Raw genomic sequence first — 21,059 nt, forward strand, 5'->3', positions numbered from 1 at the left:
ATGTAATTCGTAATTCGTAATTCGTAATTCGTAATTCGTAATTCGTAATTCGTAATTCTAATAAGGTGCATTTAAACTACTACTTTCTTCGCCAGTTAACCACTGAACTCGGCCACAAACTGATCGGCATGAAGGCTGTTACGGCTTTTACGCAGAATAAAGGTGAGCTTGTGTTGGGTTTTGCTGGGGATGGGGAGGAATTCTATATTCGTGCCTTGCTTACCTCGCAGTTTACCTCTCTCTCCTTCCCTTCTGATTTTAAAAGAGCCCGGGCCAACACCATGGAATTAATGGAGCCGATGCAGGGACAAACCGTGGAGGAGGTAGTGCAGCACCAGAACGAACGCAGCTTCTTCCTTAAATTATCTGATGGCTTTTTGCTGCTGTTCAAGCTGTTTGGTAACCGTTCTAACATCATACTTTATCAGCATGAGGAGCCGGTAGAGCTGTTCCGCAAAAAACTTTTTGCCGACGCTGATCTGAACCCGCTTCAGATGCATCGGCCTTTGCAGCAGAATTATGATGCCTTTGCAGCTGCAAACGGAAATATACGGAAAGTATACCCTACCTTCGGAGAACTGCCGGCTTTATACCTGGCACAGCAGCAGTACGAACAGCACTCTCTGGATCAAAAGTGGGAGCTGGCGCAAAACTTACTCGATGTCTTAGAGGCTCCTGCATCATATTACATTATCCGCCTAGAAGAAAAGTTACGCCTTTCACTGCTGCCACTCGGCGAGGTAGTTTATACTTACACTAGCCCGTTAGAGGCGCTAAATGCCTATACCCGTTTATACTTATCTGAAACGGGTTACGAGCGGCAATACACCCAGGCAAAACAACAGCTGGAGCGGAAGCTGCATGTAACGCAAACAGTGCTAGAACAGTCGGGAGCCAAGGTGAATGAGCTAAGGCATAATAAGTCCTACTCACAAACAGCCGACGTGATAATGGCTAACCTCACCAATATTCCGCCACGTGCCACAGAGGTAGAACTGTACGACTTTTACACCGACCAAAACCGTACTTATAAACTAAAGGAAGGCGAAACGCCCCAGAAGTTTGCAGAGCGCCTATACCGCAAAGCTAAGAACCAGCATGTTGAGGTACAGCAACTGGAAGAAAAGGTAGAGCGTAAACTGGAGGAGGCTATAATTTTGGAGGATGCCCTGAAAGCGCTTTCGGAAGCAGATGATTACAAAAAGTTAAAGGTATTTCTGCGGGAGCATGCCCCGCTGCTAACCACAAAGCAACAGGCAATGCAGGAAGCACCTTTCCGCGTTTTTGAAACAGAAGGTTATAAAATACTGGTAGGAAAAAGCGCCAAGAACAACGACGAACTCACTCAACGCCATACTTACAAAGAAGACCTTTGGCTGCATGCTAAGGATGTGTCGGGCTCGCATGTGGTGGTAAAATACCAGGCAGGCAAAACCATACCTGCCACCGTGCTCGAAAAAGCAGCCCAACTGGCAGCCTTCTACAGTAAACGCAAATCCGACTCGCTTTGCCCTGTACTATACACACCTAAAAAATGGGTGCGAAAACCTAAAGGTGCTGCCCCCGGCGCGGTGGTGGTAGAACGTGAGAAAGTTATACTTGTAAAGCCTGAGAACCCTTTTGAGCGGATTAGGTAGAGTTTAGCTTATACTTTGGTATTCTGCGCATAAGTACTGTTCCATTTTCCTTTCAGCCCTCACTCGCCTCTAGCGAGTGTGCACTATCCTACGGCCTCTAGCCGCTTTAATTTATGCCATCGAACAGAAGTATCCACTTTCATCTCGGACAGCGTGAGAGATCTTAATAAAATACTCTTGTACTAGTTTTGAATAGATCTCATACAGCTACGCTGGTCCCTTTCGACTCCCGTCTCAGGCATATTCGAGATGACAAGAGTTCTTTATTAATACACTGAACTGACCGCAATTAGATTACAGGCGGATTCTATACTCAGGTAGCCAAAACAGTTTAGCTGCAAAAGCAGTTGAGGCAGCTTTATACAACGGATTACTAAAAATCAGTAGATGCTGATCTCTAAAGAAGCAGGAAGAAGTATAAGAGGAGATAGGAAAAGTAGAGTGCGCACGGGGAGATTCGAACTCCCACACCCGAAGGCACCACCCCCTCAAGATGGCGTGTCTACCAATTTCACCACGTGCGCAGGTAAAAGGTGGATACAAAAGTAAAGAGCTGCTCCGAAATATGCAAGAATCGCCTTATTTGCTTTGCTTCTTCAGCTCATATTACATGCCATCAGTCATTCATTAACAAGATTATCAACAACTTAACTTTTCTTTATAAAATAATATTGGTTTATTCTTGATTTCAGAAACCATCTTAGGCTTACTGCTTGTTCAGAATACAAGTAACAGCTACTAATTATCTGCATAACATCCCGATCCGAATGCTTTTGCATGAATAATTAGGACAATATGTAGCTAACCCTTAACTTTATTAAAATACAATTGTTTGGGTATTAGGGTATTGGCAATTTAGTTTCAAAGGTATATGAGCTTAGAGATCAAAGGACTAACAAAGGCTTTCGGGAGGAAACAGGTGCTACAGGACCTGAACATTACCATAGAGCAAGGGCATTGCTATTGCCTGTTGGGGAAGAATGGTGTTGGCAAAAGCACTTTCTTAAACTGTATTCTTGATCTTATTCAGCCTGATAGCGGCACCATTACCTTATATGGTAAAGATTACCACCAGAACGCATTTGAGGTAAAGCAAATTGTTGGGGCTCTCTGCGAAGATAACCCTCTGATTGAGGAGTTTACAGGTCTGGAGTATCTAAACTTTATTGCCAAGCTGTATAAAATACCTACCACAGAAGCTACAGAGCGCATCACTAGTCTTACAAACTACTTTTTCACCGATAAAGAATCGCTGCACAAGAACATTGCCGGCTACTCTACTGGTATGAAGAAGAAAGTAGGTATAGCCGCTGCTATACTTCATAAGCCCAGCGTCCTTATCCTGGACGAGCCTTTTACAGGGCTTGACCCGATTGCGGCGCAACTGCTCGTAAACCTGATCCGCAACTACAGCACGCCAGGCAGAGTGGTGCTTATCTCGTCTCATGACCTAAACTATGTTGAGAAGGTAGCCACCCATATTGGTGTGCTTAACGACGGCCAACTGATGTACAATGGCTCAGTGCAGGAGTTTACCATGAACGGCGAAAACCTGATAGACCAGGCTCTGTTCCAGCTGTTGCTGCCTCATCACAACACCGAATCGAACATCGACTGGATGCTTAGCTAAGGTAGTTTAGACGCTTAATAGAATTTGATGGATTTAATCATATTTTCGTGCCGTGCCCGCCTTGCCAGCTTCTTCAGACAAAAGAAGCTACAGCGCGTGCTGTTGCTGGCACTGGGTATAGTTGGCTCTGCTTTCTATGCCTGGCTTTTCTCCTTTTTACTTCAGAAAGCGCATTTAGGTGGTATCAACCCAAGTGTGCAGCAGGTGTTGCAGTACGCTAACCTGTTCCTGCTGGCTATTATTATACTTCGCGGTTTCTTCCCGGCTTATATTCCTAAGGTTAATATTATACAGCGTATTTACCCGGTTAGGGCATTGCAAAAGTTCTGGATCGAGTTTGTAGTGGAGTTGGTGTCTCCGTTCTACTTTATACTTGTAAACTTCCTGATACTACTTTTCCTGATGTCGCCGGAGTACACGTTTCTGCACCTGCTGCAAAGCCTGTTGGTGATGTTTACAGCACATGTAACGCTGCGTTCGCTGCAGGTGTTTGTAGAGCGGCGCATGCGCTGGCTGAGCATGAACTTTCTGTCTGCTGCGGTGCTGGCGGGTGGCTTTGTAGCACTTCAGGCGCGCGTGCCTATGTTTACCGCCTCCGACGAATGGCTTTACCTGATCGTGCATTTGGCCAGTTTGGGCTTTCTGATAGCCGCTAACTTTTTTGTAGAACTTGCTGCCGCAGAGCCAAAGCGACGTGAGGTATCGTACAGCAGCAATGCCAGACGAAGCCTGGGATGGCGCCTGTTCAAAAATCATAAACTAGCCAAGCAGATGATTCTATTCGGCCTGGTTTTCAAAGGCTTTTTCCTAGCTGTGGATGCTTTCTCGGCTTACAAAACCGGAACACATATCTTCGACAAGAATGTAGTAATGTGGATTTTCGTCGGACCTATGATCATCTATAGCTATGTGTTTAACAACGCATGGGGCTTTTACAAGAACCTGTGGCTCTCGATAGAGCGCAGCAGTGGCAATTACGTCGATTTTGTGAAAGCCAGCCTATTGCCCCTGCGTGTGCCTCTGTTAATGGATGCCGTACTCACAGCCTTGTATGTGACGTTCTTTAACCATGCAAATGCGTTGTTTATAGTGGCGCTTTACATAGGTTCTGTGCTGTTGCTTACACCTTTTGGCATCATTATCTCCATCATAAGCCCGAAAGCGATAAAGGGAGGCTTATTTAGCTTTGAGGCCAAGTCGTCATACTTCTACAATTTTCTGGGTATAGCGATTTATGCGATGCTGTTTTTGCCTTTGCTGCACCCAGTGCTTTACCTGATTTACCCGGTACTGATCGGAATAATGTTCTTTGCACTGGTAGCTGTGCTAAAAGAATACCCTACGTACAAGTATAAACTCTTCGAGACACTCTTTAAAGCAGAGGCATAGTATAAAGTATAAGCCCCGGCAACTGCTTGTTGCCGGGGCTTATACTTTATACTGCTTAGCTATTGGGCTGGCAACAAACTAAGCAGGTCGTGTATATCTGCTTCTAAATTCCCCTGCACCTCCAGCAAAAGCAACAAACGATTTGGCAGAAGGTTGACTTCATGAATCCGCACCGTTTCTACTGTTCCTTTCAATTTTATACCTTTTAACACAAGCCCTTCGTCAAGTGTGCTGTTGGCTTTCCCAAGCTCTTTGGAAATAATCTCCCTCAGATCTATTCTAGCCTTTTTTAAAATCTGGTTGTAGGCTACTTTATTTGCCAGCACCTCCAGCGCAGTATTGTATAACCCACTCGATGTTCTTGATTGCAGGTTAAATTGCTGCACATAAAGCTGCTCATTGGCTTGATCGTAGTCTAGAGTAGCCTGTACAAACAGCTCCACCTGGTCACGCTTCAGCATAGTGCGGAGAATCTTTATCTTAATTGCCAACACCACCTCGTTTGCGATGGCACTGCTTTTTACAATCCCGACATCCAGTAGCTGTGCGTACGGGGCTTCATCGGTACCCGCTTCCGGTTTGGGAATAAACTCTCCGATCAGCTGTTTCTTCAATACCTCTTCTATTGCGTGGTAAGTTACTGAGACTGGCAGTTGAATCCTGATTGCGTTGTCCATAGTTTAAGTGTGGTGGCAGAAACAGGTTTGATTTGCTGCCTGCGACAATTCTAATGCTTGAAATTAAGGAAAAAGCTTTTAGAAAACCCTGCAGGTTAAGACGAAATTACCAACATTTGGATGCGCAGCACCAGCATCAACCTGTTTTTATAAGCCATACTATACTTTACCGACTGTGCTCAAAGTATAAATCGGGTTAAACCTTACGGACAAATAGTTGAGGCAAAGCAATAAAAAAAAGCCACTCGTTTCGGAGTGGCTTTTTTAGTGATCCCGCTGGGATTCGAACCCAGGACCCATACATTAAAAGTGTATTGCTCTACCAGCTGAGCTACGGAATCGTTACTATTTCCCGTTGTTTGGGAGGGCAAAATTAGAAGCTTTATTTTAAACTGCAAAATAAATTTTCAGATTTGCTGTTCTCCTTTACAAGAGCAGAAAGAAAAAGCCTTTCTTATTAGAAAGGCTTAAGCTCCCATCTGTGATCCCGCTGGGATTCGAACCCAGGACCCATACATTAAAAGTGTATTGCTCTACCAGCTGAGCTACGGAATCTTTTAGTAACTTGCATTCTCAAGGACGTTTCCCTGAATTGCGATGCAAAAGTAACAACCATCTGTTTAAATGCAAAATCTTTGGTTCAAAATATCAGCGTTTACTATACTTTTTTTAACGCTTTTTGCTAAACCAGCTTATTCTCAAGAAGATAATGCCACACTAATTAAAGCAGATTCTTTGTTTCTGAAACAGCATTACTCTGACGCACTGGGCCTGTACGAGGAAGTACTATACAATCAGCAGGCATACTCTCCGCAAATGCTCCTTAAAATGGCCTACATCAAAGAAGGACTGCGCGATTACACCGGGGCCATGTACTACCTGCACATGTTCTACACCAAAGAACCCAGCCGCTCTACATTAAAGAAAATGGAAGAACTGGCGCAGGCACACCGTCTGCAAGGGTATGAGTATGACGACCTCCAGTTCTTTAAAACACAGTTCAACAAACACTACATGCGCATACTGGAGCTCATGTTGCTGGCTGCGGTTGTAACAGTTACTATAATGTTCTTTAGCTGGCGCAGAGGGCACCGCTTTACAAAAAACTTCAAGATTGGCTTTGTCTTATACCTCCTGTTTATACTTTACTACATCAACTTCCTTAACCTGGGCGATGCTGGCATTATCAAAAACAATAATGTAGCCATTATGTCGGCACCCTCTGCCGGTGCATCGTGGCTGGCTACTGCCTCGCAGGGGCATAAGGTACCTATTACAGGTGAGCAGGACATCTGGTACGAAATAAGATGGAAAGGCTCCAAAGCCTATATCCGAAAAAGCAACCTGCTGGAGCTGCCATAGCGCGCTTTAAGGCAGTGGCAATAGTTCTATTAGCCACTTAATTTATACTTCTTGTAAACAGCATCTTGTTTTTAAAAGTCTAAACAAGATTAACTCCTCTATTTGCCAGGCAGATAACACAACATAAAATTATTTGCTCTTGCTATTTGAGTATATATGCATCTTAGTATATTTACAGAATACTCTTACCTCAACCTTTAATTATTCAGATGAAAACAACTTCCCTGCTGCTATTGATGCTGCTCCTTTCTTTCTTTGCTCAGGCTCAAACACCGGCTAGTAAATTTGACAACCTGCGGGTGTTTATCGATTGCCAGACCTTTTGCGACAGCGATTATTTTAAGCGCGAGATAACGTTCGTTGACTATGTAAATGATCGTTTTGAAGCAAATGTATACTTGCTTATCACATCGCAGGCCACAGGCAGCGGCGGACGTGAGTATAAACTGCAGTTTCAGGGACAGGGCAAATTTGAGGGGATAGTAGACACTAAAAACTACATCAGGCAGGCAACAGCTACCGACGATGAAGACCGAAAAGAAGCCGTGGAAAAGATAAAGCTTGGCTTGCTGCCATACTTGCTTAAAACCGACAAGGCCAAGGATCTTATTATCTCCTTTAAAGGTACAGAGCAACAGGCCGCCAATATTGCTACAGCCCCAACCGAGGATCCCTGGAACTTCTGGGTGTTTAACCTGAACATGCGAGGCTATTTTAGCGGCGATAAAAACTACTCTAACAATAGCCTGAGCGGTGGTATCAGCGCCAGCAGAGTAACAGATAAAATGAAATCCAGCTTCTCTGTAAATGCCAGCGAAAACAACAACCGCTTTGGAGAAGGCGACGAAGAGTTCAAGTATACTAACAGGAGCTACAACTTTAACAATACAACTGTCTGGTCTATCAACAACCATTTATCTGCCGGTGGTTATATCAGTGCGCAAAACTCCGACTACAACAATTACCAGTTAAGCTTGGCAGTAACTCCCGCCATAGAGTATAACTTCTTCCCCTATTCTGAGTCTAACAACAAGTATGTAGGGTTGATGTACAAAGTAGGTCCACGCTATTTCAATTATAAAGAAGAAACAATTTTCTCAGAAATGGAGGAGCTGCGCTTTCAGCAGAGCTTATCACTGGATGTAAGCTTGAACCAAAAGTGGGGACAGCTTAGCGGCTCTACTTCTTACAGCCATTACTTTCATGACTTAGAAAAAAAGAGAGTTTCTTTTTCTGGCTTTGCAGACATCAGGCTGGTAAAGGGCTTATCGTTTAATGTTGGCGGCTACTATGCCATCCAGCACGACCAGCTGAATATTATTAAAGGAACAGTTACGGGCGAAGATTTATTAACGCGCAGACGCCAGCTAAACTCAAACTACGACTTTTACTTTAACTTCGGTATCCGTTACAGATTCGGTTCGATCTTTAACAACATCGTAAACCCTCGCTTCGACGGCGGTGGCGGCATGATGTACTTCTACTAAAACAAAAGGCCCGAAGCTTAAACTTCGGGCCTTTTGTTTTAACTATTTCTTCAGCGGAGAATCTTTTTCTTTCGCCATTACATTGAATACTAGCTTATCGGCCAAACTCGGGAAAAGCTTGTTAACCCAAACGGCCATTTTGCCTTGTGTGGTCATTACTAGGTCGCGCTTGCGTTTCTTGGTAGCTATTAGTATTCTGTCAGCCACCTCTTCAGCGCTCATCATCTTCTCTTCCTCTCGTGGCGTTTCGCCCTGCTGTTGCCCATTGGCTGCCAGTGCCGTATTACGGATATTTGAGGCTGTAAAACCAGGGCAAGCCAGCAACACATGCACACCAGAGTAAAGTAGCTCGGTACGCAGCGTCTCCAAGAATCCGTGCATAGCAAACTTTGATGCTGAGTAACCGGTGCGGGCCGGCAAACCTCTGTAGCCGGCAATAGATGAAATACCGATGATCGAGCCCTTAGCCTGCTTAATGTATGGCAAAGCAAACTTGGTGCTATACACGGTACCCCAGAAGTTAATATCCATAACCTGACGCAATACATCCAGATCCAGATCTTCAAAAAGGGCGCGCATCGAAATACCGGCATTGTTGATCAGTATATCCAGTCGGCCATACTTATTCACTGTTTCCTGTACCATGCGTTCACAGTCGGCTTCTATACTTACATCAGCCTGAATAGGCAGGTTATCTATACCAGCTGCTGCCAACTCACTAGCTGTTTCGTTCAGGCCAGCCTGCTTACGCCCTGAGAAAGCGATCTTAGCCCCTTCCCTGCCAAACGCGAATGCCAGCGCCTTGCCTATACCTGATGTTCCGCCTGTAATTAAAACTACCTTATCTTTCATTTATACTTGTATCTCGAGTGTTTGCAATTACAAAGATAAGGTTAATTGCTAATTGTACTGATTGCCGTTTCAAATGCAATGAGAAATCAAGATACTTTAAAAATAAACAAATTATCCCAGTCTCTAGCGCTGCTCAAAACGACAGAGCATGGCGGAACTTATACTTCCGCTTCGATCTTCTACAATCTGAGCGCTATCTGCTCATATTTTCGTACTTTTGCAGCATTGTGAGAAATAAGCATAAAAAGAAATTACCGATACTCGAGAACATTCGCATCGAGGACATGGTAGCGGAGGGCAAATGCCTCGCGCGCCACGATAACATGGTTATTTTTGTGGGCGGTGTGGCTCCCGGCGACGTGGTAGACCTGCGCGTTACCCGCAAAAAGAAAAGTTTTATGGAGGCTGTGCCTGTGGCTTTCAGAGAGTATTCTGAACTACGTGTGCAGCCCTTTTGCGAGCACTTTGGGGTGTGCGGTGGCTGCAAGTGGCAGCACATCAGCTACGACACGCAGCTGCACTACAAACAAAAGCAGGTAAAGGATAACCTGGAGCGCATCGGCAAAGTTGCTCTACCGGAGTTTGACCCTATACTTGGTTCTGAGAAAACACGCTATTACCGCAACAAACTGGAATTTACTTTCTCCAATACGAGCTGGCTTACAAATGAGCAGATTCAGTCGGGACAGGAGTTTGACCGCGATGCATTGGGTTTCCACATCCCGGGCCGTTTCGACAAGATACTCGATATAAAGCATTGTTACCTACAGCCAGACCCATCCAATGCGATTCGCCTAGAGGTGCGCAACTATGCAAAGCAGCACAACCTGCCGTTTTTCGACATTGTGAAGCAGGAAGGCTACATGCGCAACCTGATCATCCGCACGGCTAACACTGGCGAACTGATGGTGATTGTGCAGGTATACGAGGACAGGTCGGAGGAAATGGTTGCGCTGATGGAGCACCTGGTTACTACGTTCCCAGAGATTACCTCGCTGCAGTATGTAGTAAATCCGAAAGGCAACGAAACTTACCACGACCTGGAGGTAGTGTGCTACAAAGGCCTGCCATACATTCACGAAGAGATGGAAGGCATCAAGTTCAGAGTAGGGCCTAAGTCATTCTATCAAACCAATGCAGATCAGGCTTACGAACTGTACAGGCTTACCCGCGAACTGGCTGCTTTAACAGGCAACGAGCTGGTGTATGACCTTTATACGGGTGCTGGCACTATTGCTAATTTTGTAGCAAAGCAGGCCCGGGAGGTAATTGGTATCGAGTATGTGCCAAGCGCCATCGAAGATGCCAAAATCAATTCGCAGATCAACAACATCACTAACACTACTTTTTATGCCGGTGATATGAAGGATATACTTTCGGATGAGCTGATCGAGCGTCACGGCAGACCGGATGTAGTGATTACAGATCCTCCAAGAGCAGGTATGCACCAGGATGTGGTGGAGAAGCTCCTGCAGGTACACCCGAATCGTATTGTCTATGTAAGCTGTAACCCAGCCACACAGGCCCGCGATCTTGAGTTGCTCTCAGCAAAGTATGATGTAACCAGAGTGCAGCCGGTGGATATGTTCCCGCAGACGCATCACGTAGAAAATATAGTACTGTTAACAGCTAAATAAACCACAATGGAAAACGATCCGGAATTAAATGGCAAATACCTTGGCTCTATCTCCAAAGATTTTGTGGTAGTAGCCGAAACGTTAAGAGAAGCATCTTACCAGGTGCGGAAGCGCAAAATTTCTGATTACCCGATTTTCGTATTCAGCAGAACGCAGGTACCAGTTGGCTCTATTTTCCTGGCAAAGGAAGAAGTTGCGCTGGACTGGCACATAAACGCCTCTTACCTAGAGGATTTTGTGCAGCGCCAGCTGGTAATGCCTGAGAAAGTGGATGAATTTAAGGCCGCTTACAAAGACCCTGACGAGTTCTGCTGCCTGTTCGTGGTAGATGGCGATTTCCAGAGCTTCATATTTATTCCTTTCCCTGAGGATTGATTTCTCAGGGAGATTAGTTCAGAAAACGATTGTCATCCCCCTATCCCCTTCAAAGGGGGATGATTACACTGGCAGAAGATAATCCTATAAATATCAAAACAGGAGAGGCAGCGTAAGTAGTTGCCTCTCCTGTTTTAAAGTATAAATAAAGCTTAAAAATGGCTCCAGCCCTGTGCTTTTAATGGGTAAGAGTTGCCATGCTTTGTTGCCAGGTTTATGCCTTCGCTTTCCTCCGTAATCACACCAATAATGCTGATGTCCGGGTGGTTTTTCAGTTTCTCGTGATCTGAGAGCGGCACCGTAAACAGCAGTTCGTAATCTTCGCCGCCGTTCATGATGCAGGTTAATGGGTCGATGTTGAAATCAAGGGCAGTCTGCAGCATCTGCTCATCGGCTGGCAGGTTGTCTTTGTAAACTGTTGCTCCCACACCTGATTGTTTGCAGATATGAAACAGTTCCGATGCCAACCCGTCTGATATATCTATCATAGCTGTTGGCTTAATGCCGCGCTCTTTCAGGTCGTACACCACATCCATACGCGCCTCGGGCCTCAGCTGTCTGCCAACAATGTACTGCTTACCTTCCAGCTCTGGCTGCATATCAGGGTTGGCCATAAATGCCTGCTTTTCACGCTCCAGAATTTGAAGACCCATGTAAGCAGCGCCTAAATCGCCAGTAACACAAATTAAGTCGTTTACTTTAGCTCCGCTGCGCAAAACTGATTCACCTTTGGCCACCTCACCTATGGCTGTTACACTAAGCACTAGACCGCCATGAGATGAAGTGGTATCACCACCAACGAGATCAACTTTATAGTTCTCACAAGCTAAGCGGATGCCTTCATATAGCTCCTCAACGGCCTCTACAGTATAGCGCGCTCCTAAGGCAATGTTCACCGTAATCTGCGTAGGCTTAGCGTTCATAGCTGCGATATCAGACACGTTTACAGCTACTGCTTTATAGCCCAGGTGCTTCAGCGGACAGAAAGTAAGGTCGAAATGCACACCTTCCAGCAGCATATCGCTGGATACCACGATCTGCTTTTCTCCCGGCTCTAATACAGCTGCATCATCGCCTATTCCTTTTATAGTAGAACTATTGCGGAGCTCGATCTTTTCGTTGATCAGCCTGATCAGGCCAAACTCACCTACTTCGCTTAATGGGGTATATTCGCTCATCGTTTTCTCTTTTTGGAGGTACAAAGTTAAGGAAAAGGGTTTGTTTGTGCTAAAGTGGTTTGGGTGGAGTTATTCTACACACCTATTGCTTCAGCACCTAGTCCAACCACCCCTAGCCCCTCCTTGTCTAAGGCGGGGAATTCTACTTACTTTTTCATCTGTCATTACAATAGTATAAGCCATTCACCTTATCAACATGCAAATGGCACATCCTCTACTCGTTTCGGGAGATCTTGATAGAAGTGAGGTTAAGCAGCAGCTACAAAGTTTATACTTATACCAGAAGTAACACCAGAGTTCCCCACCTTAGATAAGGAGGGGCTAGGGGTGGTTGGACTAGGTACTGCAGAAAAAACTCTAGCCTACTCCACCAAAAAAGCACCATCCTTCATCACATCATGATATGCTATACTAGCAGTTTCAAACTCCTTTCGCATCCGTTCTCGGTACCACGGGCTGTTGGAGCCGTCAAGTATAACTTTATCAAAAGTATAAACCTGCAACTCTTCTGGCTTAATCTGTGCATTGCGGCGCAGCAGCACATAATCTACAACAAAACTACCTGAAGGCTGCACTTTTATAGGTTTTGAAAGTATAAGCCAGCGCTTGCCCTTTGCTATTAGTAAATGATTTCCGTCCGGCAAAACCTGCGAAGAAACCTCAACATCTATACTTTCCTCTAAAGAAACAAACTGAGGCTCTTGTACCCCATGCTGCCAGAAGTGCGACTGCACATTGAATGTATAATTGCTTTGGTTTTGCATGAGTGCAGAATCGGCTATCAACACAGCTTGCTGACCTGCAATAACAGCCACACCCGTACTGCCGCGCAAACTATATACTGCTTGCATGTTCTGCTCGCGCTGCTGCACTGTCTCCCAGATCTCCTGCACCGAAAGTATGGCTACAATACTTGTCGCTAAACTTAAGTAGCGGAGCTTCTTAAGCGCCATAAAAAGTATGAAAGCCAGCAGAAGCAAGTATAAAAGTACAGTCTGAAAGAGGGTAATATCGATGCCGTTGATAATGGCCTGTGGCAGTTGCTGCACCCACAGATTAAACTCATTCATGCACCAAATAAAGCCGAAATGAATTTTGAACAGTAACCAGCTTAGGCCAGGTACCCAACTTAGTGCCAGTGCCGATACACCTGACCACAGCACAAAGGTTGCCAAAGGCACTACCACCAGGTTAGCCAGCCAGAAGTATACCGGGAACTGATGAAAGTAAAAAAGCCCCAATGGAAAGGTAGCCAACTGTGCAGCCATGGCTACTGTAAACAAAGCCCATACTTTGTCCAGCAGCCAGTTATTAATCTCAAGCAGCTTATAAAACCGGGGTTGTAAGTACACAATACCTAAAACTGCAACAAACGACAACTGAAAGCCAACCTCCAGCAGATTGTAAGGGTTGATAAAGAGCAGCACCAGCGCAGCAATGGAAACGGTGTTATAGATATTCGTATTCCGGCCTAGCGCCATACCAATCGTTACTAGGCTAAACATCAACACAGCCCTAAGAACTGAGGGAGAAAGTCCGGTAATGAAAGCATACAGCCAAAGTATACTTAAGGTAAGTATGGCACCCAAAACACGCTGCTGCACGTTTCGGTTGAGCTTCGCTAGCACCAGCATCAGCACCGAAAAGATAAGCCCCACATGCAAGCCTGATACTGCCAACACATGCATAGTTCCTGTCTGTGAGTAGGCGTTTCGGATGCTGTTGTCTAGCTCATCTTTCACGCCAAGTATAAGCGCCGACGAAATCCCATACTCCCGCTGCTCATCCAGCCGCGCCTGCAGTAAATTGTCTAGCTGCCGGCGGAGTTGTATGCTAAAGTATAAAACGTCTGATTTTGGCTCACTGCCTAGTTTTTGATACTGGTAAGTTTGCAGGTAATGCTGGTGGTAAATGTTTTTGTTAGCCAGGTACTTCCGGTAATCGAATTGAGCAGGATTGAGAGGCGGAGCAACTGCCTGTGGCGCGCCTTTCACCAAAAGCCTGTCTCCGTAAGCCAGCTCATACTGCTGCTCAGAATCGTGGGGCACCGACAGCAGCTGCACTTTACCTTTTGCCTGCTGCCATTGCCCATTAATTTTTACCTGCTCTACCTGTAACACTGTGCTTTGATAGCCAGGCTTTTGCAGCACATAGTCCTCCACCACCCCTACATAGTGTGTAGGCATAGTTTTTAGATGAACAAGATGCTGTGGATGATGGCTGTCCGTGCGGTAGTGAGCAGTAAACAGGCCAGCAGCGAAGAAGCTAAGCAGTCCTATAATGCCGGCAATGTTGGTGGCAAGCGCAGATTTATACTTTTTAGATAGTATGGCCGCCACTACAAAGGCTACAAAGAAAAAGGCAAGCAGTTCAAAAGTATATCTGAACTCCCTGCCCGAAACAATATAAAGCAGTATGCCCGCAATAAAGCTAAGCGTGATGCGCACAAAAGGATATGGCGCCCACCGCAGCATCAGCCTTTGTAAACCATTTTGTAATGATCAATAGCGCACTCACTAAACATCTCCCCTTCCGTTACAAAGCCATGCTGTTTGTAAAATTTCACGGCAGGCAACTGAGCGTTCAGGTAAATCTTTTTATCGGGGTATGCTTCCTGTACATCCTTCAGGACCTCTCGCAGCACATGAGCTCCTACTTTTTTGTTTCGGTAAGGCTGCAGCACGGCAAAACGCTCTAGTTTTATCCCCTCTGCTGTTTCGCGCCATCTGGCCGCTCCACATGGCACTCCGTCGTAGCTTGCCACATAATGCGCGGAAGTAGCCTCGTATTGGTCGCACTCAGCCTCGCGCGGCACATTCTGTTCCTCCACAAAAACCTGCATTCGTATCTGGTGTGCTTGTTTCAGGTCCTGCTCGTTATCTATGCGCTTCAGCGTGATCATGGGGTAAAATGCAAAGTATGTTAAACGTATTTTAAAAAATAAGAGACGCAAAAATATTGCGTCTCTTCAGTTACAAAGTTACAAATTGCAGAAACACAAAAGTGCATCTCTACACAGGATTTACTCAGCCTTCTGCTTTCTGCTGTGGCCGTTTACCTTTACAGGCTCACCGTTTACGTTAGCTTCTGCAGCCTCCTTAGCGGCACGACGCTCTTCCTCCATTACAGAGTAGGCATTCACGATGTCTTTTACCAAGCGGTGACGCACCACGTCCTCAGCTTTCATTTCCACAAAGCCGATGCCTTTCACATCGCGCAGAATGTTCATGGCCTCAAACAAGCCGGAGCGCTGCCCACGCGGAAGGTCTATCTGCGAACGGTCTCCGTTTACCATCACTTTGGCATTCGGCCCCATACGCGTCAGGAACATCTTCATCTGGGCTGGCGTGGTGTTCTGAGCCTCGTCAAGCAGTACAAAAGCATTGTTAAGCGTACGGCCTCGCATGTAAGCCAGCGGCGCTATCTCAATGATCTTATTCTCCTGGTAATACTTCAGCTTTTCGATCGGAATCATATCCTCCAGGGCATCGTAGATAGGGCGCAGATAAGGATCCACCTTTTCCTTCATATCGCCGGGCAGGAAACCAAGGCTTTCGCCGGCCTCTACCACTGGTCTGGAAATGATGATCTTCTTCACCTCTTTGTTCTTGAGGGCACGCACCGCCATCGCCACCGAAATATACGTTTTACCCGTACCGGCAGGACCCAACGCAAACGTGAGGTCATACTTCTCAACAGCATCCACTAGCTTTTGCTGGTTCGGGGTTTTGGCCTTGATAATGCCACCCTTGCTGCCGTATACAATTACATCCGGAGAGGTAACAATTACTTCTTCGTCAGTAAAAGCATCCGCAGAAAGGTATCTATTTACGCTGTTATGCGTAATCTTTCCGAACTTATGATAATGGTCTATTAAAGATGCGAGTATCTCGTGAATTTTGGTGATCTCGGGCGTTTGGCCCTGAATCTTAATCTCGTTGCCCCTGGAAATAATCTTGCTGCTCGGAAAAGCGGCGGCCAGTTGCTTGATGTTTTGATTCTCTGTCCCCAGAAAATCAATCAGAGAAATATTCTCTAGGGTTATTACTTTCTCTACCAAATGTTTACCTCAAATATAGATTGTTAGTTATATTACTATAATTTAACTAAATTACATATATATTAATACAAATCTACCTAAATTATAGTTCGTAGTATGGCTGTAATTACGTTTCTGTCTGACTTTGGGTACACCGACCATTATGTGGCCGCTGTAAAAGCTAAAATACTTACCCAGAATCCTGATGCCACCATCGTGGACATCTCGCATGGTATCGAACCTTACAACATTGCACAGGCCGAGTATGTTTTGGGCGCTGTCTTCCGCGATTTCCCGGAAGGCTCGGTACACCTGGTGGCCGTTAACACCCACGGTAGTAAATATGGCAAATATCATGCGGCAAAGTATAAAGGTCATTATTTTTTAATGGCAGACAACGGTTTACTTTCCCTTTTAACCGACGGAAGGCCCGACATGGTAATAGAGTTGAATGCAGAGATGCCGCACATGCCTTTCCCGGCTAAAGACCTGCTTGCCCCGGTAGCGGTGTACCTTGCCAAGGGCGGAGACATAGAGGTATTGGGCGAACAGACTACTAATTTCAGACAACTATTAAACCGCCAGCTGCGCCTAAACGACCACTCCATTACTGGCCACGTCATCCACGTTGACCGTTACGGCAACCTGATTACCAACATTACCCGCGAGTGCGTGGACACCATTGCCCATGGCAGAACCTATACGATACACTTTGGCCGCGAAACCATTGGCCGTATTCATCCTAACTATAACCAGGTAGACGACGGCGACTGCTGCTGCACCTACAACAGCCAGGATCAATTGTGCATCGGTATTAACAAAGGCCACGCCGCTGAGTTGCTGGGCCTGGGTTTTGACTCACAGGTGGACGTTCGCTTTTACCCTGGTGCGTAGTAATTTTAACTTTGAAAGTGCGCATCTGGTATAAAAAAATCTTTACTCCCTGCATACATGAAAGAACCTGGCGCTAGACTTGCATTGTTTCTGCATCTGCTAACGGTATTTGTATTAGTCCTGAAAGGCTTCAACAAAATAACGCATGACCATCTCCTGTCTGGCAGTATCCTCATTTTTTTAGGTCTTGTTATACTTACACTTGTTACCTTTGAGAAAAAACTTCGGTTATCACACTACCATGTAAGACAATCCTGCTTTATGATAGAGGCTCTTGCCCTGTTTATAGTTGCCATAGTTTTTTACCAGGAGGGCCGGCAGTATCTGCAGTATGTTTTTGGAGCCAGTGCGTTGGCATATCTTATAGCTGCGTTGGTTCATTACAGAAAACTTAAAAGAGCACCGCATTAAGCTGTCGATTATAAATACCGCAAATAAATTTAACTCATGCTAATTCGCATTGTCCGGATGACGTTTCAGGAAGATAAAACAGCTGATTTCCTGGAGATATTCCGCAATTCTAAAGACAAGATCAGGGCATTTGAAGGCTGCAATCACGTGGAGCTGCTGCAGGACCTGAACCACCCAAACATCTACAGCACCTACAGCCTTTGGGATTCTGAAGAGCACCTGAACAATTACCGCGACTCAGAACTTTTCGGGCAAGTATGGAAAGCCACCAAAGCTCTCTTTGCCGATAAACCACAGGCGTGGTCGAATGTGCAGGTAAAAGTATAGAACAACCTATAGACCTAGCAGCATGCGCAGCTCCAGCGAGCGTCTGGTAATGTTAAAGAGGTAAAGAGTTTTGGAGTTAAATTATTCACTCATCCACTCAATCGCTCATTCAAAATTTAACCGCCTTCACAGCCAGACATTCGCAGGACCTTCAGACGCTGCGAGGTCTTAAGGACAAGTTTAAACAATCCTGCCGCTTTTACTGTACCTTTACAAAGTATAAACTAGCCTTCAGGGCAGTTTACTAACGAACTATTGAAAGCACAAACATGATAAACTACTTCGAGTTTTATAATATACCAGAGAGTTTTATACTTGACGAAAAGGCACTAAAGGCAAAATACTACCAGCTTAGCCGTGAGTATCACCCCGATTTCTACGCCAACGAACCGCAGCAGAAGCAGGACGAAATTCTACAGCTTTCTACTCAGAATACCAACGCCTACCGAACCCTCTCCGACCCAGACCTGCGCATACAGTATATTTTAAAAGAGCATGGTGTGCTGGAGGAAGGAAAGAACGAACTGCCTTCTGATTTTTTGATGGAGATGATGGAGCTGAACGAGGAATTGATGGAACTGGAGTTCGACTTTGATGCTGCCAAACTGCACGAAATTGGAGAAAAAAGCAGTGGCCTGATGGCTACTATGGATAACGACATTTTACCAGTGCTACAGCGATATCCTGAGTTACACGGAGTTACCAAAGAAGAGGCGCTGCAGGAGATAAAAACATACTATCTGAAGAAAAAATACCTGTTGCGTATTCAGGAAACTTTATCTAAGTTTGCAGCACGTTCCTAGTCGAGGAACATCATTTGCCTTGGTGGCGGAATTGGTAGACGCGTTGGTCTCAAACACCAATGAGGTAACACTCGTGCCGGTTCGACTCCGGCCCAAGGTACAGAAACAACAAAAGCCACTGGTAACCAGTGGCTTTTGTTGTTTATAGGTGGCAGAAATGGTGGCAAGTCCTTCTGTATCTGCAAATCAGCAGAGGTATATTTGCAGATACAGAAGGATTCGCAGGACAAGCGTTACTAGAAAGTTATTTTATTGCTTCATGTAGTAGCGCACCTCGTCAACCACTCCGCGTTTAACGCGGTCGAAGATGCTGACCCTGTAGCGGCTGCCCTCGTGCGTGATTACCCACGCGCCCAACGGCACACTGCGCAGGGCTGAGGCGCAGGACTGCGGCGGCGGCTGGTGCCCCGGCGGGATACCCAGCTCACGGAACGGCAGACCGCGGCCATCTCCTCCTCTGCCCCTGTCACCCCGTTCCCAATTTCTGTCCTTTTTCTCCCAGTCTTTGTCTCGGTCTTCCCAGTCACGGTCTCTGTCCTTGTCCTCTCTTCTTTGCTCCCGCTCGTCGGGGTATGGCACAGGAATCCTGCCGTCATTGCCCGGGTAACGGGAGGAAGCGCAGCCTGTCATCAATAGGATGAGCGGCAAGAAAACCATGAACAGAATTGCAGGATTCCGGATTTGGAATGGATAAACAAAATATTTCATAGCAAGCATTTTAAGATAATCCTAAGTGGGCAGGCATAAACAAAACTCAACCCATTTATATAAGTACGAAGGAGTTGGAGCAAACATCTGTCCATCCAGATTTATCTTTATTAATTCGATGAGCTGTACTTAAGTAGTTTATTATTGCCGATCCACTTCATGATTATAGAAAAGAGAGAATTATATTTTTAATATAATGCAAGTTGCATCATTCCGCACCCTATAAAACTACTATAATCAAGCCCAAAAAAGTTGATAGTATTAACTAATACATTTAAATAAAAAAGGCGCGACATTAAGATGACGCGCCTTGGAAAATGGATGTTTATACTTTAATTAACCTTTTTTGTCAGTAAGATATAAAGCCGGAATGATAAGCACTACAGGAAAGGGTGATACCATTATTCCAACTAACTGAGCTCCCATTCTATAAGCAATATCCAACTGACTTATGTTTTTTCCTGTTTTCACTAAAACCAACGAAACTATAAATGTAATTCCATATAAGTAGAGGGTAACTTTTGTCTTCTTCCAATTATCAGTATATAGATGAACAATGAGCAGGCACAGAAAACAGTATATGATTCTAAAGAAGTAATCATGGGTCAAAAGCTCTCTCTCCATAATCATATAATAAAAAGCGTTTAACCCTCTGAATAAAGGAAACATAGGTTCTCCTATCATGAACAAAGCCACAACAGTAAGAAAAAGAAAGAAAAGTCGTAAACGTTTATGCCACATCAGCAGTCGGTTTACTTTCTAATTGGATATCAGCTAATGACGAAAATCTTTTTACCCACAGCATCAACAGACCAAAGATGCAAGCATACACTACAAAAGTGAATGTATACTTGTGGTTAAAATCTAGCAGATCGGGTTGATATAAGGCAGTTAGCGCTAATGCAACTACTCTCATAACATTCAGAAAATTAATCACCACAATGCCTACAGGTATGTACATCAACTTGCGCAAAATAGGACCAGGAAAGGCAACGACAAACCCTAAAAAGAGAGCCATAAGAATAAGCCCATTACAGCCATTGCCAACAAACACCATCGGGTGCGAAGCGATGTAAACAGTTGTGTTTTTAACAGCACCTTCATAGCCAAAAATTTTTAGAGAATAACCGCTGGCAACAGCGACCTGTTCGGTAAGCCAGTTATCTAATCTACCATCTTCTAGCATCCATAGATCATAAAAAATATACCAACAGATGTAAACGCCAACAGCTGTTATCAAAAATCGATAGAGGCTTCTATTATTGCTATTCATTTTTCACTATTTAAATATTAAAAGCAGTACTAGAAATGTTCATTCCCAGTACTGCTTTATTAGTTGTAGCAGGTGCTTATACTTCCGGCTCCTGCTTTTTGCCTTTACGGTAGTCATTAATTTTCTTAAGGCCATAAGCTCCTCCGGCTGCCAGTAGTAGACTTGCTCCACCATCTATAGGCACACCAGCAGGGGGTTCTTCTGAGTTGGTTGGCTGGGGACCTCCGCTACCAGGCTGTGCCACTACTGAAGAAAGCGAAAACAAAAAGAAAATAGCCGCAAACGAGACAATCTTTATGCAGGCTGAGAATATGTAATTCATGTTAAATAAGATTTTTAAATTCAATTAAGTAAATCAACGTACCGGTTCGAAGCCATGT

20 protein-coding genes and 4 tRNA genes are annotated in these 21,059 nt (G+C 45.1%); 11 read left to right on the forward strand and 13 right to left on the reverse strand.

What is annotated here, in order from left to right:
* Positions 1-65 precede the first annotated feature (65 nt).
* Positions 66-1,637, forward strand: a complete 1,572-nt coding sequence (locus H8S84_RS06990; RefSeq protein WP_187066513.1) for an NFACT RNA binding domain-containing protein — start codon at positions 66-68, stop codon at positions 1,635-1,637.
* 442 nt (positions 1,638-2,079) lie between these two features.
* Here the strand turns inward: H8S84_RS06990 and H8S84_RS06995 are convergent.
* Positions 2,080-2,161 (reverse strand) — tRNA-Leu (locus H8S84_RS06995).
* Between the two features lie 347 nt (positions 2,162-2,508).
* On the opposite strand from H8S84_RS06995, the gene H8S84_RS07000 reads away from it, so the two are divergent.
* The gene (locus H8S84_RS07000) at positions 2,509-3,267 is read left to right on the forward strand and encodes an ABC transporter ATP-binding protein (RefSeq protein ID WP_187066514.1); all 759 of its coding nucleotides are present in this window, start codon (positions 2,509-2,511) and stop codon (positions 3,265-3,267) included.
* Between the two features lie 27 nt (positions 3,268-3,294).
* Complete coding sequence (locus tag H8S84_RS07005) at positions 3,295-4,656, forward strand: hypothetical protein (protein ID WP_187066515.1); 1,362 nt, start codon at positions 3,295-3,297, stop codon at positions 4,654-4,656.
* A 59-nt stretch (positions 4,657-4,715) separates the two neighbouring features.
* Here the strand turns inward: H8S84_RS07005 and H8S84_RS07010 are convergent, their stop codons facing one another.
* The 3 genes from H8S84_RS07010 to H8S84_RS07020 all read right to left on the reverse strand — a co-directional run bounded on the left by H8S84_RS07010 (position 4,716) and on the right by H8S84_RS07020 (position 5,888).
* Complete coding sequence (locus tag H8S84_RS07010; protein WP_187066516.1) at positions 4,716-5,333, reverse strand: DUF4403 family protein; 618 nt, start codon at positions 5,331-5,333, stop codon at positions 4,716-4,718.
* Positions 5,334-5,601: 268 nt separating this feature from the next.
* A tRNA-Lys gene (locus tag H8S84_RS07015) sits at positions 5,602-5,674 on the reverse strand.
* A 141-nt stretch (positions 5,675-5,815) separates the two neighbouring features.
* A tRNA-Lys gene (locus tag H8S84_RS07020) sits at positions 5,816-5,888 on the reverse strand.
* 69 nt (positions 5,889-5,957) lie between these two features.
* On the opposite strand from H8S84_RS07020, the gene H8S84_RS07025 reads away from it, so the two are divergent.
* Positions 5,958-6,695 (forward strand): SH3 domain-containing protein, encoded by a 738-nt coding sequence (locus H8S84_RS07025; protein WP_187066517.1) that lies wholly within the window; start codon positions 5,958-5,960, stop codon positions 6,693-6,695.
* A gap of 209 nt (positions 6,696-6,904) precedes the next feature.
* On the forward strand, positions 6,905-8,182 hold the full coding sequence (locus H8S84_RS07030; protein WP_187066518.1) for a hypothetical protein: 1,278 nt from the start codon (positions 6,905-6,907) through the stop codon (positions 8,180-8,182).
* Between the two features lie 42 nt (positions 8,183-8,224).
* On the opposite strand, the gene H8S84_RS07035 is transcribed toward H8S84_RS07030, so the two are convergent.
* Positions 8,225-9,034, reverse strand: coding sequence for an SDR family oxidoreductase (locus H8S84_RS07035; protein ID WP_187066519.1), 810 nt, complete (start codon positions 9,032-9,034; stop codon positions 8,225-8,227).
* Positions 9,035-9,318: 284 nt separating this feature from the next.
* On the opposite strand from H8S84_RS07035, the gene rlmD reads away from it, so the two are divergent.
* Positions 9,319-10,671 (forward strand): 23S rRNA (uracil(1939)-C(5))-methyltransferase RlmD, encoded by a 1,353-nt coding sequence (gene rlmD, locus H8S84_RS07040; protein ID WP_187066716.1) that lies wholly within the window; start codon positions 9,319-9,321, stop codon positions 10,669-10,671.
* A gap of 6 nt (positions 10,672-10,677) precedes the next feature.
* The gene (locus H8S84_RS07045; RefSeq protein WP_187066520.1) at positions 10,678-11,046 is read left to right on the forward strand and encodes a hypothetical protein; all 369 of its coding nucleotides are present in this window, start codon (positions 10,678-10,680) and stop codon (positions 11,044-11,046) included.
* Between the two features lie 152 nt (positions 11,047-11,198).
* Here H8S84_RS07045 and thiL read toward each other — a convergent pair whose 3' ends face one another.
* The 4 genes from thiL to H8S84_RS07065 all read right to left on the reverse strand — a co-directional run bounded on the left by thiL (position 11,199) and on the right by H8S84_RS07065 (position 16,284).
* Positions 11,199-12,224, reverse strand: coding sequence for a thiamine-phosphate kinase (gene thiL / locus H8S84_RS07050; RefSeq protein ID WP_187066521.1), 1,026 nt, complete (start codon positions 12,222-12,224; stop codon positions 11,199-11,201).
* 362 nt (positions 12,225-12,586) lie between these two features.
* Positions 12,587-14,698, reverse strand: coding sequence for a ComEC/Rec2 family competence protein (locus H8S84_RS07055; RefSeq protein WP_187066522.1), 2,112 nt, complete (start codon positions 14,696-14,698; stop codon positions 12,587-12,589).
* Positions 14,698-15,126 carry a GNAT family N-acetyltransferase gene (locus H8S84_RS07060; RefSeq protein WP_187066523.1) on the reverse strand — a complete coding sequence of 143 codons (429 nt, stop codon included), beginning with the start codon at positions 15,124-15,126 and terminating at the stop codon, positions 14,698-14,700. Before H8S84_RS07060 ends, H8S84_RS07055 begins: the two co-directional genes overlap by 1 nt.
* A gap of 120 nt (positions 15,127-15,246) precedes the next feature.
* Positions 15,247-16,284 (reverse strand): PhoH family protein, encoded by a 1,038-nt coding sequence (locus H8S84_RS07065; protein WP_187066524.1) that lies wholly within the window; start codon positions 16,282-16,284, stop codon positions 15,247-15,249.
* A gap of 96 nt (positions 16,285-16,380) precedes the next feature.
* On the opposite strand from H8S84_RS07065, the gene H8S84_RS07070 reads away from it, so the two are divergent.
* The 4 genes from H8S84_RS07070 to H8S84_RS07085 all read left to right on the forward strand — a co-directional run bounded on the left by H8S84_RS07070 (position 16,381) and on the right by H8S84_RS07085 (position 18,798).
* The gene (locus tag H8S84_RS07070; RefSeq protein ID WP_187066525.1) at positions 16,381-17,157 is read left to right on the forward strand and encodes an SAM hydrolase/SAM-dependent halogenase family protein; all 777 of its coding nucleotides are present in this window, start codon (positions 16,381-16,383) and stop codon (positions 17,155-17,157) included.
* A 447-nt stretch (positions 17,158-17,604) separates the two neighbouring features.
* Positions 17,605-17,895 carry a putative quinol monooxygenase gene (locus tag H8S84_RS07075; RefSeq protein ID WP_187066526.1) on the forward strand — a complete coding sequence of 97 codons (291 nt, stop codon included), beginning with the start codon at positions 17,605-17,607 and terminating at the stop codon, positions 17,893-17,895.
* 269 nt (positions 17,896-18,164) lie between these two features.
* Positions 18,165-18,698, forward strand: coding sequence for a Fe-S protein assembly co-chaperone HscB (gene hscB / locus H8S84_RS07080; RefSeq protein ID WP_187066527.1), 534 nt, complete (start codon positions 18,165-18,167; stop codon positions 18,696-18,698).
* A 16-nt stretch (positions 18,699-18,714) separates the two neighbouring features.
* A tRNA-Leu gene (locus H8S84_RS07085) sits at positions 18,715-18,798 on the forward strand.
* Positions 18,799-18,947: 149 nt separating this feature from the next.
* Here H8S84_RS07085 and H8S84_RS07090 read toward each other — a convergent pair.
* The 4 genes from H8S84_RS07090 to H8S84_RS07100 form a co-directional block, all read right to left on the reverse strand.
* A complete protein-coding gene (locus tag H8S84_RS07090; protein ID WP_187066528.1) occupies positions 18,948-19,406 on the reverse strand; it encodes a hypothetical protein in 459 nt (152 codons plus the stop codon).
* A gap of 336 nt (positions 19,407-19,742) precedes the next feature.
* Positions 19,743-20,147, reverse strand: a complete 405-nt coding sequence (locus H8S84_RS20365; RefSeq protein ID WP_394367991.1) for an XrtX-associated membrane protein — start codon at positions 20,145-20,147, stop codon at positions 19,743-19,745.
* Positions 20,137-20,679: an exosortase X gene (gene xrtX / locus H8S84_RS07095; RefSeq protein WP_187066529.1), complete on the reverse strand. Its 543-nt coding sequence runs from the start codon at positions 20,677-20,679 to the stop codon at positions 20,137-20,139. The genes H8S84_RS20365 and xrtX overlap by 11 nt, the downstream gene beginning before the upstream one ends.
* A gap of 76 nt (positions 20,680-20,755) precedes the next feature.
* Positions 20,756-21,001, reverse strand: a complete 246-nt coding sequence (locus tag H8S84_RS07100) for a PID-CTERM protein-sorting domain-containing protein (protein WP_187066530.1) — start codon at positions 20,999-21,001, stop codon at positions 20,756-20,758.
* Between the last annotated feature and the right edge of the window lie 58 nt (positions 21,002-21,059).

This window comes from Pontibacter cellulosilyticus, from assembly GCF_014306105.1.
GTDB lineage: Bacteria > Bacteroidota > Bacteroidia > Cytophagales > Hymenobacteraceae > Pontibacter > Pontibacter cellulosilyticus.

Coding starts and splice junctions, on each gene's coding strand:
- H8S84_RS07000 (WP_187066514.1), top strand. CDS start 2,509: ATGAGCTTAGAGATCAAAGGACTAACAAAGGCTTTCGGGAGGAAACAG.
- H8S84_RS07005 (WP_187066515.1), top strand. CDS start 3,295: ATGGATTTAATCATATTTTCGTGCCGTGCCCGCCTTGCCAGCTTCTTC.
- H8S84_RS07010 (WP_187066516.1), bottom strand. CDS start 5,333: ATGGACAACGCAATCAGGATTCAACTGCCAGTCTCAGTAACTTACCAC.
- H8S84_RS07025 (WP_187066517.1), top strand. CDS start 5,958: ATGCAAAATCTTTGGTTCAAAATATCAGCGTTTACTATACTTTTTTTA.
- H8S84_RS07030 (WP_187066518.1), top strand. CDS start 6,905: ATGAAAACAACTTCCCTGCTGCTATTGATGCTGCTCCTTTCTTTCTTT.
- H8S84_RS07035 (WP_187066519.1), bottom strand. CDS start 9,034: ATGAAAGATAAGGTAGTTTTAATTACAGGCGGAACATCAGGTATAGGC.
- rlmD (WP_187066716.1), top strand. CDS start 9,319: ATGGTAGCGGAGGGCAAATGCCTCGCGCGCCACGATAACATGGTTATT.
- H8S84_RS07045 (WP_187066520.1), top strand. CDS start 10,678: ATGGAAAACGATCCGGAATTAAATGGCAAATACCTTGGCTCTATCTCC.
- thiL (WP_187066521.1), bottom strand. CDS start 12,224: ATGAGCGAATATACCCCATTAAGCGAAGTAGGTGAGTTTGGCCTGATC.
- H8S84_RS07055 (WP_187066522.1), bottom strand. CDS start 14,698: ATGCTGCGGTGGGCGCCATATCCTTTTGTGCGCATCACGCTTAGCTTT.
- H8S84_RS07060 (WP_187066523.1), bottom strand. CDS start 15,126: ATGATCACGCTGAAGCGCATAGATAACGAGCAGGACCTGAAACAAGCA.
- H8S84_RS07070 (WP_187066525.1), top strand. CDS start 16,381: ATGGCTGTAATTACGTTTCTGTCTGACTTTGGGTACACCGACCATTAT.
- H8S84_RS07075 (WP_187066526.1), top strand. CDS start 17,605: ATGCTAATTCGCATTGTCCGGATGACGTTTCAGGAAGATAAAACAGCT.
- hscB (WP_187066527.1), top strand. CDS start 18,165: ATGATAAACTACTTCGAGTTTTATAATATACCAGAGAGTTTTATACTT.
- H8S84_RS07090 (WP_187066528.1), bottom strand. CDS start 19,406: ATGAAATATTTTGTTTATCCATTCCAAATCCGGAATCCTGCAATTCTG.
- H8S84_RS20365 (WP_394367991.1), bottom strand. CDS start 20,147: ATGTGGCATAAACGTTTACGACTTTTCTTTCTTTTTCTTACTGTTGTG.
- xrtX (WP_187066529.1), bottom strand. CDS start 20,679: ATGAATAGCAATAATAGAAGCCTCTATCGATTTTTGATAACAGCTGTT.
- H8S84_RS07100 (WP_187066530.1), bottom strand. CDS start 21,001: ATGAATTACATATTCTCAGCCTGCATAAAGATTGTCTCGTTTGCGGCT.